The organism is Ralstonia sp. ASV6 (assembly GCF_016429285.1).
Lineage (GTDB): Bacteria > Pseudomonadota > Gammaproteobacteria > Burkholderiales > Burkholderiaceae > Ralstonia > Ralstonia flaminis.
Genome location: NZ_JAELUI010000021.1, coordinates 39,418 through 50,949, shown reverse-complemented (window position 1 = coordinate 50,949; position 11,532 = coordinate 39,418). Strand labels below are relative to the sequence as shown.

Genomic DNA, 11,532 nt, shown 5'->3' with positions numbered 1-11,532 from the left:
CATGGCCGGCCAACCGGACTGGCCAGTCAATCCGGCCGGCTTTACGGTGCACGCGGCCATCCATGCCGGCATTCCGGGCGCGCATTGCGTCATGCACACGCATACCACCGCCGGTATGGCTGTGGCCTGCGCGCGTGACGGCTTATCGATCAGCAACTTCTACGCCGCGCAGTTGCACGGCAAGGTGGCCTATCACGATTTCGAAGGCATCTCCGTGCATGCAGGTGAAGGCCCACGCCTGGTGCAGAACATCGGCGACAAGCCAGCAGTCATCCTCCGCAACCACGGGTTGCTCGCGTGGGGCGATTCGATTGCGCGGGCATTTGCGGTGCTGTGGCTGCTCAACCGAGCGTGCGAGATCCAGCTCGCGTCGACGTCGATGGGCCCAGTGCTGGAGATTCCCGAGGCCATTGCGCGCAATTGCACGCGCGACTCCTTGCAGTTCAATCCGAACTTCGGTGCCGGCGAAGATGTGTTTGCGGCGCTGACCCGCACCATCGACCGTATCGATCCTTCCTACCGTTCCTGATTCTTTTCCAAGCACATGACACGCATCTGCATCGTGGGCGCCGGCGCTGTCGGCGGGTATCTGGGCGCGAAGCTCGCGCTGGCCGGCGAATCCATCAGCGTGCTGGCACGCGGTGCGACGCTGCATGCGTTGCAAACCGAAGGCCTGCGATTGACGGAAGACGGCAGCACACACACCGTCCGTGTTCATGCGAACAACGATGCGACTGCACTCGGCGTACAGGATGTCGTGATCGTTGCCGTCAAGGCGCCTGCCATGGAAAGCGTCGCGCGAACCATCACACCCCTCATCGGTCCGGACACCTGCGTGGTGGTGGCTATGAACGGCGTACCGTGGTGGTTCTTTGATCGGCCCGGTCCGCTGGAGGGCCAGCGCTTGCAGTCGGTCGATCCGCACGGCCGGATTGCTGAAGCGATTCCGACGAAGAACGTGCTCGGCTGCGTCGTGCATCTGACGTGTTCAACGTCGGCACCGGGCGAGGTGCGTCACGGGTTCGGCAAGCGATTGATTCTGGGTGAGCCCAAGGGTGGGTCGTCTTCGCGGCTGGAAACGATCGGCACGCTGTTCGAACGCGCCAGCCTGCAGATCGAGCGCAGCGAAGCCATCCAGCGCGACATCTGGTTCAAGCTGTGGGGCAACATGACGATGAACCCGGTGTCGGTACTGACCGGTGCCACGTGCGATCGCATGCTCGATGATCCGCTGGTCTCGGCCTTTTGCCTGGCGGTGATGGAGGAAGCGAAGGCAATTGGTGCGCGCATCGGCTGCCCGATCGCACAAAGCGGCGAAGAGCGCAGCGCAGTGACACGTCAACTGGGTGCGTTCAAGACGTCGATGCTGCAGGATGCGGAAGCCGGACGCGGCCCGCTGGAGATTGACGCACTGGTGGCGTCGGTGCGCGAGATCGGTCAGCACGTGGGTGTGCCGACGCCGCAGATCGATGCCCTGCTGGGTCTGGTGCGCTTGCACGCCCAGACCCGCGGGCTTTACTGAGGCAACTGAACAGCTTCGTTACGGTGCCAGCGCTGGGTGCTTGAGCGCGTGCGCCGTTTCGATCCACTGCTGGTGATACGCGGCGTCATCGCGCTTGAGGCCAAGTTCGCCGTTTTGATACGCCATCGCCAAGGCTTGCACGGCCTCGGGCAATTCATGCTCGGCGGCGTCTTGATACAGCGCCAGCGCGCGGGCTTCATCGTGCGGTACGCCATCCCCATCACGGTAGGCATTGGCCAGCATGAACATCGCGGCAGGAATGCCGTGCTGCGCGGCGCGGTCGAACCAATGCGCTGCCTGCACCGTGTCGATGCCCGTGCCGTAGCCGCTGCGATACATCACACCGAGGTAGTAAGCGGCAGCGGCATCGCCCTTGTCTGCAGCCTGGCGCAGCAGATGCAGCGCGCGCGGGTAGTCGCGTGCCACACCACCTGTGCCCAGCAGCAATGCCTTGCCCAGCGAGAGCTGCGCATACACATCGCCGGGAACACCGCTGGTCGGTTGCGCGGCGGTTTCCAGCCAGCGCATCCCTTCGTTACGCAATGCGCCATCGTGCGCGCTGAGCAATGCATCACCCAGCGCCGATTGCGCCGGCACCGAACCACTGCGCGCCAACTGCCGCAACTGACGCAGTGCTTCGGGCTCCATCGCCTGCACGACCATCGCGCGCCACGATTCCAGTTGCGTGGCATCGACGGTGGGTGCCTGTCGTGTGTGCGACAGCCAGCCACCAATGGCCACGATGATGGCCAGCGCGGCACCCACCGTCAGCATCGGCACCGACTGGCGCTTTGACTGGCGCGACAACTCGGCGGCGGGCGTATGGGGCCACTCGGCCCATGCGGAACGAAGAGAAGGCATGGCCTATTCCTGTTGATGACGGCTTACTGTGTCAGATCGATCTGGTACACCGCCAGGCCCTTGTTGGTGCCGTCATCAGCCGCCACTTGCGTAACGTTGTTGATGCCGGCTGCCGTGGCGTCGGCAATGCGGCCAGGGGCGGACGAGAACTGCACCTGTGCCACCGACGTTGCCAGCTTCGTGAAGCGCCAGCTGCGTTGCGAGCCATTGGTTGCGCGCTTCACGCTGCCGATCTTCTTGATGTAGCTGATCAGCACATCGCGGTTGGCATCCGGCGAGGCGTAGATCGTCTTGCTGCCATCCAGGCCTGGGAAGTTGCCGCCGCCGCTCGCACGGTAGTTGTTGGTGGCCACGATGAACTGTGCGTTCGGATCGATCGCCACCCCCTTGTACTGCAGGTTCTTGATGCGGCTGCCCACGGCTTGCGTGACGTCGATCTCATACGTCAGGTTCGGGTCGGTGAACATGTCGAAGTTGTAGCCCGGGAACGTGCTCACCAGCTTCTGCACCGTCGCCTTGGTCGGGTCGATGGTGTTGAAGCGCTTGGCGGCGGTTTCCAGCCAGTTCTTGATGTCGGAGCCCGCGACCTTCACGGCGTAGATCGTGTTCGGATACAGGTACAGGTCGGCTGCGTTGTTGATCGCCAGCGGGCCGGCTGCCACGTCGGTGAAATCCGTACCGCCGCCAAAGCCGCTCTTGAACGGCGCGCTGACCGACAGCACCGGCAGCGTCGCATACTGCGGCAGGTTGGCCTGGACATAGTTCGACACGTAGTCCGCCTGTGCCTGGTTGACGATCTCGATTGCGCCCGGGTCACCCACATCGGCAAAGAACGTGCTCATGTGGAAGTCCGTGCTGCCCACCGGCGTCTTCACGTAGTTGATCGTTGCCTGGTGTTCGGTGGCGATCGCGGCGGAGACGGCCGGGTCGGCAGCCACGTAGGTCTTGTCGGCGTTCTGGATCGAGCGCGCTTCCACCGTGGTTTGCGTCTTGTCGACGACCCAGTTTGTGCCGTTATACGAAAGGCCAAGCTTGATCACACCCAGGTGCTTGCCCCAGTAGTTGGCCATCACGGTCGGCACGCCGTTCACGGTGCCCTTGGCCTTGTCGACGCCCGGCAAGTTGAACTGGCTGACTGTGCTGTTGGCATCCGGGAAGAGCTGGTGCGAGTGGCCGATCAGCATCGCGTCGATGCCCGGCACGGTGGACAGCCACCAGCTACCGTTTTCCATCGTCGGCGAATAGGCCGAGTTGTCCAGCCCGCCATGCGAGATGGCAACCACCAGGTCGGCGCCCTTCGCGCGCATCTCGGGGATGTACTTGGCCGCCGTTTCTTTGATGCCGACGGTGTAGACCTTGCCATCGAGCCAGCGCTTGTCCCAAGCCGTGATGGTCGGTGGCGTGAAGCTGATGATGCCGACCTTGACCGGAGCGCTGACGGTGCTGCCGTCCGGCGCCGTGGCTGTCACCGTCTTGGTGATGATCGTGTACGGCTGGAACAGCGGCGCGTTGGTCTTCGCGCTCATCACGTTGGCCAGCACTTGCGGGAAGTTCGGGCCCGCGCATTTGGTCTGCGCAGACGGGTCCGGCATGCCGGTCACGTTGAACGTATTGCCCGTGACTTGCGACAGGTACGGCAAGCCGTAGTTGAACTCGTGGTTGCCGATGCCGCCGCCGTCGTACTTGGCCGCGTTCATCACCTTGTAGATCGCCAGCGTCTGGTTGCAGGTGACGGGGCTCACCATGGCCTGGTAGTCCGACAACGCGGTGCCCTGGATGGTGTCGCCGTTGTCCAGCAGCAGTGTGTTCGGGAACTGGGTACGCGCCTGGCTGATGAGCGTCGACACGCGCTCGAAACCGAGCGAGCTGTCAGCGGCCAGCTTGAAGTAGTCGTACGACAGCACGTTGGTGTGCAGGTCGGTGGTTTCCAGCACGGCCAGCGTGGCCTTGGTGCCGGTGGGTGCGGCGGCTGCCGGCGTGGTGTTGCCACCATTGCCGGCGGTGTTGGTGGGGTTATCGTCACCGCCACCGCAGGCAGCCAATGACAGCGACAACAATGCAGCAAGCGGCAACGCCGCCGAGTACAACGGTCGGACTCGCATGAACTTCTCCCTGAAGGTTCTTTTTTGGTATGCGAACTGCGAACAGCAGACTACGAACTGCTTGAGGAACAGCTAGAGGCGCGTACGCGATCGTTTGCGTGGCAAACGAAACGCAAGCGAGAGAACAGATGACTGGGCCGGGGGGCTGGTCGGGCTCTCGAAGCCAGCGAGTATCGGAAGGGTGCGTGACGAAGCCGTGACCGGCCGGTGACATTTCTGCGTGAACCTTACGAGCGAAGATGCGCACCGGCTGAGGGTCTCCGCCGGATGGGGGATCGGCGGGGTCAAAAAATTCAAGGCGTTTCGTCAACAACGTTAGAATGAGCCCATTTTTCCGCGTAGCCGTTCTATGTCCCAGAAGAAAGCGCCGCTGTTCGAGATCCGCAGCGGCACCGTCGATGCCCTGCTGTTGTCGCCGCGCACCGCCGACATGGACGCCCTGGCCGCCGAGCTCACGCGACGCTTTGCCGACACGCCGGAGTTCTTCTCCAATGACGTGATCGCCATCGACGTGCGCCGCCTGGCTGAGGACGAGCGCCTGCCCATCGACCGTCTGGTGGAGACCCTCACCACGCTGCGTGCCCGCGCGATCGGTGTGGTGGCCAGCCCCGAGCAGGCCGAGTGGGCACAGGCGTTTGGTTTGCCGCTGCTCGACAGCCACGGCCGTCGCCCACGCGGCGAGAAAGAAGCAAAGGACGGTCAGGATGCGTCCGAGCATGCTCAGGCCGCAGAAGCGCCGTCGCCTGAGGCGGCGGTCCCCGCCTCTTCCGCTCCCCCCGTCGATGCCGTGGCCATGCAGCCCGGCACCATGATCATCGACCGCCCCCTGCGTTCGGGCCAGCGCATCTACGCGCGCGGCGACCTGGTCGTGCTCGACCTGGTGAGCGACGGCGCCGAGGTGATCGCCGAGGGCAACATCTACGTCTATGCCTCGCTGCGCGGCCGCGCGCTTGCAGGCGTCAAGGGCAACCTGGATGCGCGTATCTTCTGCACGTGCCTGGAGCCCCAACTGATTTCCATCGCCGGGATCTACCGCACCGGCGAAACCCCGTGGCCAGAGCCCTACGCCAGCAAGCCTGCGCAGGTCCGGCTCACGGACAACACGCTGGTTTTTGAACCGTTGCGGATGAAATGACACGCTGCATGCGTGCCGAGCGATTTAACTTTTAGAGTTACGAGCCATGACCAAGATCATCGTTGTCACTTCCGGCAAGGGCGGCGTCGGCAAGACGACCACCAGCGCGGCGTTTTCCGCGGGCCTCGCGCTGCGCGGCCACAAGACCGCCGTCATCGACTTCGACGTCGGCCTGCGCAACCTCGACCTCATCATGGGTTGCGAGCGTCGCGTGGTGTATGACTTGATCAACGTGATCCACGGTGAGGCCAACCTGAACCAGGCCCTCATCAAGGACAAGAAGTGCGAGAACCTGTTCATCCTGCCCGCCTCGCAGACGCGCGACAAGGATGCGCTCACGCGTGACGGTGTCGAGAAGGTGATCGAAGGCCTGAAGGAAATGGGCTTCGAATACATCGTCTGCGACTCGCCCGCCGGTATCGAATCGGGCGCGCTGATGGCGATGTACTTTGCCGATGAAGCCATCGTCGTGACGAACCCGGAAGTCTCATCCGTGCGCGATTCGGACCGCATCCTGGGCATCCTGTCGTCCAAGTCGCGCCGTGCCGAGCAAAGCAAGGAGCCGATCAAGGAACACCTGCTGCTCACGCGCTACAACCCCAAGCGCGTGTCCGAAGGCGAGATGCTGTCGCTCTCCGACATCCAGGAAATCCTGCGCATCAAGCTGATCGGCGTGATTCCGGAATCGGAAGCCGTGCTGCAGGCGTCCAACCAGGGCCTGCCCGCCATCCACCTGGAAGGCACCGACGTGGCCAACGCGTACCACGACGTGATCGACCGCTTCCTGGGCAAGGAGAAGGAGCTGCGCTACGTCGAATACAACAAGCCGGGCTTCCTGCAACGCCTGTTCGGCGGCGGAAAATAAGGAGACGCAACCCCATGTCGATTCTGTCTTTCCTGCTGGGAGAAAAGAAGAAGACTGCAAGCGTCGCCAAGGAACGCCTGCAGATCATCCTCGCCCATGAACGCACCGCCAGCGGCGCGCCTGCCGACTACCTGCCCGCGCTGCAGCGCGAGCTGGTGGCCGTGATTTCGAAGTACGTGAAGATCGGCAACGACGACATCAAGGTCAACCTCGAGCGCCAGGACAACCTGGAAGTGCTGGAGGTGAAGATCGAGATTCCGCAGGCCTGATCGAACGTCTCAACGCACGCGAATGATGCGGCCAGCCGGTGCTTCCGGCGCGGCCGGCATCGGCCCTACATAGGCTGCGCGTGGGCGGATCAACTGCCCTGCTGCACGCTGCTCCAGCGCGTGCGCGATCCAGCCGGCTGTGCGCCCTGCCGCAAACAGGCCAAAGGCGGAACCCTCCGCCAGCCCCAGCACGCGTCGTGTGGCGACCAGCGCGAAATCCACCGATGGCCCATCGCCGGTCAGGTCGCTCACGGCGTCCATGACCGATTGCAGCCGCTTGCGTACCGCACCCGTCTTCGGCAAACGCGCCAGGATGGCATTCGCACGCGGATCGGCTTCGCGGTACAGCGGATGACCGAAGCCGGGCAACGTATCCCCACGATCGAGCCGGCGGCGCAGTGCCGTTGCCACGGACCGTTCGCCTTCCAGCTCGCTTAGCAGCGCTTCCACACGCGCCGTGGTGCCGCCGTGCCGGCCACCGGTGAGTGCAGCCAACCCAGCGCTGACCACGGCACCAAGACTCGCCCCCGTTGATGCCACCACACGTGCGGCAAAGCTCGATGCGTTGAGTTCGTGGTCGGCACACAGCACCAGCGTGACACGAATGGCCTCCGCGGCCTGTGCATCCAAGCCCCACGCGTGCTGGCATTGCAAATGCACGGGCGCAGCATCGGGCGCGCGGCCCAGCATGGCGGCAAACACCAGGCGCAGCAGTGCACCGGCATCACGCGCAGTGCGTACGATGTCCTGACGCCACGCGGCTTCGTCCAACGCCGGCAGGGCAAGCGCGCACAACGCCATGCAGCGCTGACGGATGTCTGCATCTGCCAAGGAGGCCAGCGCGGCGTACCAGCTCTCGGGCAGCACCGGCGCCGGTGCACTGAAGGCCGCAGCCTCATCGCATTGCCAGAGCCGCGCGGCAACGGCTTCCAGCGAAGCGTGTTCCGCCAGCTCCAATGCAGGCGTGCCGCGATAGAACAGCCGCCCGTTGTCGATGAGCGTGATGGCCGATTCCATCACCGGCAGCCCCCAGTCCAGCGCGTGGCGCACCACCTGGCGTGGGCGGCGGCCACCTGCACGCTGATCAGCGAGGCGGGTCACATCGGCTTCGCGATAACGGCTGCCGCGTCCGTCGGGCGATGGGTAGGCCGCCAGCAGCCCGCGGCTCACGTAGGCGTACAGTGTTGGGCGCGAGATGTTCAGGCGTTGCGCAGCTTCAGCAGCATCGAGGTACTGGGTCATCGCAAGCGTGGTCGGGCGATCGAGGTTGATCAGTCTAGTCAATGTTGACGCTATTGCCACCGCAGGACTGTAATGCGTGCACCCTCTTTCTGCGGAGTCTTGTCATGTCGTCACTTGTTGCTGATGCGGTTGATCCTTCCATGCAGACCCTCACCTCGACTGAAGCCCTCGCCCAACTGTGGGACACGCTCGGCCAGCCTGCCGATGCGCTGTCGCGCGTGACGTTGACGGGCGCCGCTGCGCTGCCCTCATCCTTCTCGGTGAACACGCTGGCGCAGAGCGTTATCGCCGCCTCGGCGTTGGCGGCCGCGCAGGTTGATACCCTGCGCACCGGGCGCAAGCAGACGGTGTCGGTGGACATGCGCCACGCCGCGCTGGAATTCCGCTCCGAGCGCTACTTCCGCGTCGACGGCCAACTGCCGCCCGAACCGTGGGACAAGATCGCCGGCATCTACCGCTGCGGCGATGGTCGCTGGGTACGCTTGCATACCAACTTTCCGCATCACCGTGATGGCGTGCTCAAGCTGCTCGGCTGCGCGTATGACCGCGATGCCGTGGCGGCAGCGCTGCGCCAGTGGAAGGCCGAAGCGTTTGAGGACGCCGCCGCACGGGCCGGCATGGTGGTTGCTGCCGCACGCACGTTTGACGAGTGGGATCACCACCCGCAAGGCATGGCCTTGGCCGGCCAGCCGCTGATGACCATCGAACGGATCGGCGATGCCCCGCCTGAACCGCTGGCCGCGCACGCCGATGGGCGGCCGTTGTCTGGCGTGCGCGTGCTGGATGTCACACGCGTGATTGCCGGCCCGGTGAGCGGCCGTACGTTGGCGGCACATGGGGCGGACGTCTTGCTCATTACTGCGCCGCACCTGCCTGCGATTCCTTCGCTGGTGGTCGACACCGGGCGCGGCAAGCGCTCCGCGCAACTGGACTTGCGCGATGCTGCCGATGCCGCGCAATTACGCACCTTGCTGCGTGATGCCGACATCTTCGTACAAGGCTATCGGCCAGGCGGCGTGGCTGCGCTCGGCTTCAGTCCGGAGCAAGCGGCCGCGGCACGCCCCGGCATCGTCTATGTGAGCCTGTGTGCGTACGGCTATGAAGGGCCGTGGGCGAATCGCCGTGGTTTCGATTCATTGGTGCAGACCGCCAGCGGCTTCAACTGGGCCGAAGCGGAAGCGGCCGGGCAGGACAAGCCGTACCCGCTGCCCGCCCAGGCGCTGGACCACGGTGCGGGCTACCTGATGGCCGCGGGTGCCATGACGGCACTCGCACGCCGCATGACCGAAGGCGGCAGCTGGCACGTGCGCGTGTCGCTCGCGCAGACGGGGCACTGGTTGCGCAGCCTCGGTCGCGTGGCGAATGGCTTTGACGTGGCGGACCCGCACTATGAAGACGTCGGCGCCTATCTGGAGACCACGCCGTCCGGCTTCGGCACGCTCACGGCCATGCGTCACGCTGGGCAGCTTTCCGACACGCCGCCGCACTGGGCGCTGCCTGCCGTGCCGCTGGGGACACACCCCGCGCGGTGGTAGCATTCGCGCCTTATCCCTGTTTCTGCCGCCCGTGCGCCTGAGCCTTCAAGCGCACTTGGCCTGTCCATGCTCAGTTATCGCCACGCCTTTCACGCCGGCAACCATGCCGATGTCCTCAAGCACGCCGTCGTGACGCAGTTGCTCGACTACCTGACGCAGAAGGACAAGCCGTTCTGGTACATCGACACGCACTCGGGCGCCGGCCTCTATGCACTGGACCACGAGTGGGCACAGAAGAAGGCCGAGTTCGACACCGGCATCGGCCCGCTGTGGCGCGCCGCCGCCGCGGGTGAATCGATGCCCCCGCTGCTCGACGCCTATCTCGACCAGGTGCGCGAGCTGAACCCGAAAGGCGACCTCAAGCACTACCCCGGATCGCCGTGGCTGGCGTGGCAGATGCTGCGCGACGCCGATCGCCTGCGCCTGTTCGAGCTGCACAGCACCGAGATCAAGGTGCTGTCCAACAACTTTCGCGGTGCCGGCCGCCGGGTCATGCTGTATGACGGCGACGGCTTTGCCGGCATCAAGGCGATCCTGCCCCCGCCGCCGCGCCGCGCGGTGGTGCTGATCGACCCCTCGTTTGAAGACAAGCGGGACTACGCGCGCACCGTGCAGGCCCTGCAGGACAGCCTGCAGCGCTTTGCCACCGGCATGTATGCGGTGTGGTATCCGCAGGTGCAACGGCGTGAATCGGTGCAACTGCCGGCACAGCTGAAGCGGCTGGGAGCAAGCGACTGGCTGCACGTGACCTTGACGGTCAAGCAGCCGGTGGCTGGCGGCCTGGGCCTGCACGGCAGCGGCATGTTCATCGTCAACCCGCCGTGGACGCTCAAGGCGCAGCTGGAAGAGGCCATGCCCACGCTGGTCCGCCTACTCGGCCAGGACAGCGCCGCCAAGTTCACGCTTGAAGCCCAGACAAGCTAAGCCTGCTGGTGCCCCGCCGCCCCATGTCACTGCCATGCCACATGGGCGTGCTACCTACTCGGGCGTATGCTTGAACATGCGTCGCCCCCGGGGCGGCGTGCCCCATTCAGTAGGACGGCAGGAGCAGAACATCATGAGCGAACGCGACGCGGCGCGACAGGCGCGGCTGCAGGAAGACCTCCTCGACACCCTGGACGAGGAGCTGGAAATGGAAATCGACGACCACCTGCTCGGCGGGGAGGGCATCAGCGAAGAGTCTCGCGAGACCCGACGCATGTACTTCCGCGAGCTGTTCCGCCTGCAGGGCGAGCTGGTCAAATTACAGGATTGGGTGATCGAGACCGGCCACCGGTTGGTGGTGATCTTTGAAGGGCGCGACGCCGCCGGCAAGGGTGGCGCCATCAAGCGCATCACCCAGCGGCTGAACCCGCGTGTGTGCCGCGTGGCCGCCCTGCCCGCCCCCACCAATCGTGAACGCACGCAGTGGTACTTCCAGCGCTATGTGGCGCACCTGCCCGCTGCCGGCGAGATCGTCCTGTTCGACCGCAGCTGGTACAACCGTGCCGGTGTTGAGCGCGTGATGGGCTTCTGCACCGATGATGAATACGAGGAGTTCTTCCGCTCGGTGCCCGAGTTCGAGAAGATGCTCGTGCGCTCCGGCATCCAGATCGTCAAGTACTGGTTTTCGGTGACGGACGAAGAGCAGGAAGTGCGATTCCAGAGCCGTATCGACGATCCACTCAAGCAGTGGAAGCTCAGCCCCATGGACCTGGAAAGCCGCCGCCGCTGGGAAGACTACACACGCACCAAGGAAGCGATGCTGGAGCGCTCGCACATTCCCGAATCGCCGTGGTGGGTGGTGCTGGCCGATGACAAGAAGCGCGCGCGCCTGAACTGTATCGACCACCTGCTCGGCCAGGTGCCGTATCACCCGGTGCCGCACCCGCCGGTGGTGCTGCCCGAACGTGTGCACCACGCGGAATACATCCGCCACCCGGTGCCCGACGAGATGATCGTCCCGAACGTCTACTGATCTGCTGAGGCACCGGTACCAGCAGCAACGCCAGCGCGCTGTGC

General features: G+C 64.7%; 11 protein-coding genes. 8 read left to right on the top strand and 3 right to left on the bottom strand.

What is annotated here, in order from left to right:
* On the top strand, window positions 1–529 hold a 529-nt coding region (locus tag JHD73_RS06065; RefSeq protein WP_199028790.1), incomplete at its 5' end, for a class II aldolase/adducin family protein.
* Window positions 530–544: 15 nt separating this feature from the next.
* Window positions 545–1,522 (top strand): 2-dehydropantoate 2-reductase, encoded by a 978-nt coding sequence (locus JHD73_RS06060; protein WP_199028788.1) that lies wholly within the window; start codon window positions 545–547, stop codon window positions 1,520–1,522.
* A gap of 18 nt (window positions 1,523–1,540) precedes the next feature.
* Here the strand turns inward: JHD73_RS06060 and JHD73_RS06055 are convergent, their stop codons facing one another.
* Window positions 1,541–2,383 (bottom strand): tetratricopeptide repeat protein, encoded by an 843-nt coding sequence (locus JHD73_RS06055; RefSeq protein ID WP_199028786.1) that lies wholly within the window; start codon window positions 2,381–2,383, stop codon window positions 1,541–1,543.
* Between the two features lie 23 nt (window positions 2,384–2,406).
* The gene (locus tag JHD73_RS06050; RefSeq protein ID WP_199028784.1) at window positions 2,407–4,485 is read right to left on the bottom strand and encodes a bifunctional 2',3'-cyclic-nucleotide 2'-phosphodiesterase/3'-nucleotidase; all 2,079 of its coding nucleotides are present in this window, start codon (window positions 4,483–4,485) and stop codon (window positions 2,407–2,409) included.
* Between the two features lie 349 nt (window positions 4,486–4,834).
* On the opposite strand from JHD73_RS06050, the gene minC reads away from it, so the two are divergent.
* From minC to minE, 3 genes are read left to right on the top strand one after another with little or no spacing between them, the layout of a single operon-like run.
* Window positions 4,835–5,620: a septum site-determining protein MinC gene (gene minC / locus JHD73_RS06045; protein WP_199028782.1), complete on the top strand. Its 786-nt coding sequence runs from the start codon at window positions 4,835–4,837 to the stop codon at window positions 5,618–5,620.
* Between the two features lie 46 nt (window positions 5,621–5,666).
* The gene (gene minD / locus JHD73_RS06040; RefSeq protein WP_021197109.1) at window positions 5,667–6,485 is read left to right on the top strand and encodes a septum site-determining protein MinD; all 819 of its coding nucleotides are present in this window, start codon (window positions 5,667–5,669) and stop codon (window positions 6,483–6,485) included.
* Window positions 6,486–6,499: 14 nt separating this feature from the next.
* A complete protein-coding gene (gene minE, locus JHD73_RS06035; protein ID WP_004628536.1) occupies window positions 6,500–6,754 on the top strand; it encodes a cell division topological specificity factor MinE in 255 nt (84 codons plus the stop codon).
* A 9-nt stretch (window positions 6,755–6,763) separates the two neighbouring features.
* Here minE and JHD73_RS06030 read toward each other — a convergent pair whose 3' ends face one another.
* On the bottom strand, window positions 6,764–7,996 hold the full coding sequence (locus JHD73_RS06030; RefSeq protein ID WP_199028800.1) for a citrate synthase family protein: 1,233 nt from the start codon (window positions 7,994–7,996) through the stop codon (window positions 6,764–6,766).
* 104 nt (window positions 7,997–8,100) lie between these two features.
* Here JHD73_RS06030 and JHD73_RS06025 point away from each other — a divergent pair, with 104 nt between their 5' ends.
* The 3 genes from JHD73_RS06025 to ppk2 all read left to right on the top strand — a co-directional run bounded on the left by JHD73_RS06025 (window position 8,101) and on the right by ppk2 (window position 11,488).
* On the top strand, window positions 8,101–9,531 hold the full coding sequence (locus tag JHD73_RS06025; protein WP_199028780.1) for a CoA transferase: 1,431 nt from the start codon (window positions 8,101–8,103) through the stop codon (window positions 9,529–9,531).
* A gap of 66 nt (window positions 9,532–9,597) precedes the next feature.
* Entirely contained in the window at window positions 9,598–10,455 is an 858-nt protein-coding gene (locus tag JHD73_RS06020; protein ID WP_199028778.1) for a 23S rRNA (adenine(2030)-N(6))-methyltransferase RlmJ, read from the top strand.
* Window positions 10,456–10,588: 133 nt separating this feature from the next.
* On the top strand, window positions 10,589–11,488 hold the full coding sequence (gene ppk2, locus JHD73_RS06015; RefSeq protein ID WP_199028776.1) for a polyphosphate kinase 2: 900 nt from the start codon (window positions 10,589–10,591) through the stop codon (window positions 11,486–11,488).
* The last annotated feature ends 44 nt before the right edge of the window (window positions 11,489–11,532 follow it).

What these genes read in the sequence shown, in the direction of transcription:
- JHD73_RS06060 (WP_199028788.1), top strand. Translation starts at nt 545, where the DNA reads ATGACACGCATCTGCATCGTGGGCGCCGGCGCTGTCGGCGGGTATCTG.
- JHD73_RS06055 (WP_199028786.1), bottom strand. Translation starts at nt 2,383, where the DNA reads ATGCCTTCTCTTCGTTCCGCATGGGCCGAGTGGCCCCATACGCCCGCC.
- JHD73_RS06050 (WP_199028784.1), bottom strand. Translation starts at nt 4,485, where the DNA reads ATGCGAGTCCGACCGTTGTACTCGGCGGCGTTGCCGCTTGCTGCATTG.
- minC (WP_199028782.1), top strand. Translation starts at nt 4,835, where the DNA reads ATGTCCCAGAAGAAAGCGCCGCTGTTCGAGATCCGCAGCGGCACCGTC.
- minD (WP_021197109.1), top strand. Translation starts at nt 5,667, where the DNA reads ATGACCAAGATCATCGTTGTCACTTCCGGCAAGGGCGGCGTCGGCAAG.
- minE (WP_004628536.1), top strand. Translation starts at nt 6,500, where the DNA reads ATGTCGATTCTGTCTTTCCTGCTGGGAGAAAAGAAGAAGACTGCAAGC.
- JHD73_RS06030 (WP_199028800.1), bottom strand. Translation starts at nt 7,996, where the DNA reads ATGACCCAGTACCTCGATGCTGCTGAAGCTGCGCAACGCCTGAACATC.
- JHD73_RS06025 (WP_199028780.1), top strand. Translation starts at nt 8,101, where the DNA reads ATGTCGTCACTTGTTGCTGATGCGGTTGATCCTTCCATGCAGACCCTC.
- JHD73_RS06020 (WP_199028778.1), top strand. Translation starts at nt 9,598, where the DNA reads ATGCTCAGTTATCGCCACGCCTTTCACGCCGGCAACCATGCCGATGTC.
- ppk2 (WP_199028776.1), top strand. Translation starts at nt 10,589, where the DNA reads ATGAGCGAACGCGACGCGGCGCGACAGGCGCGGCTGCAGGAAGACCTC.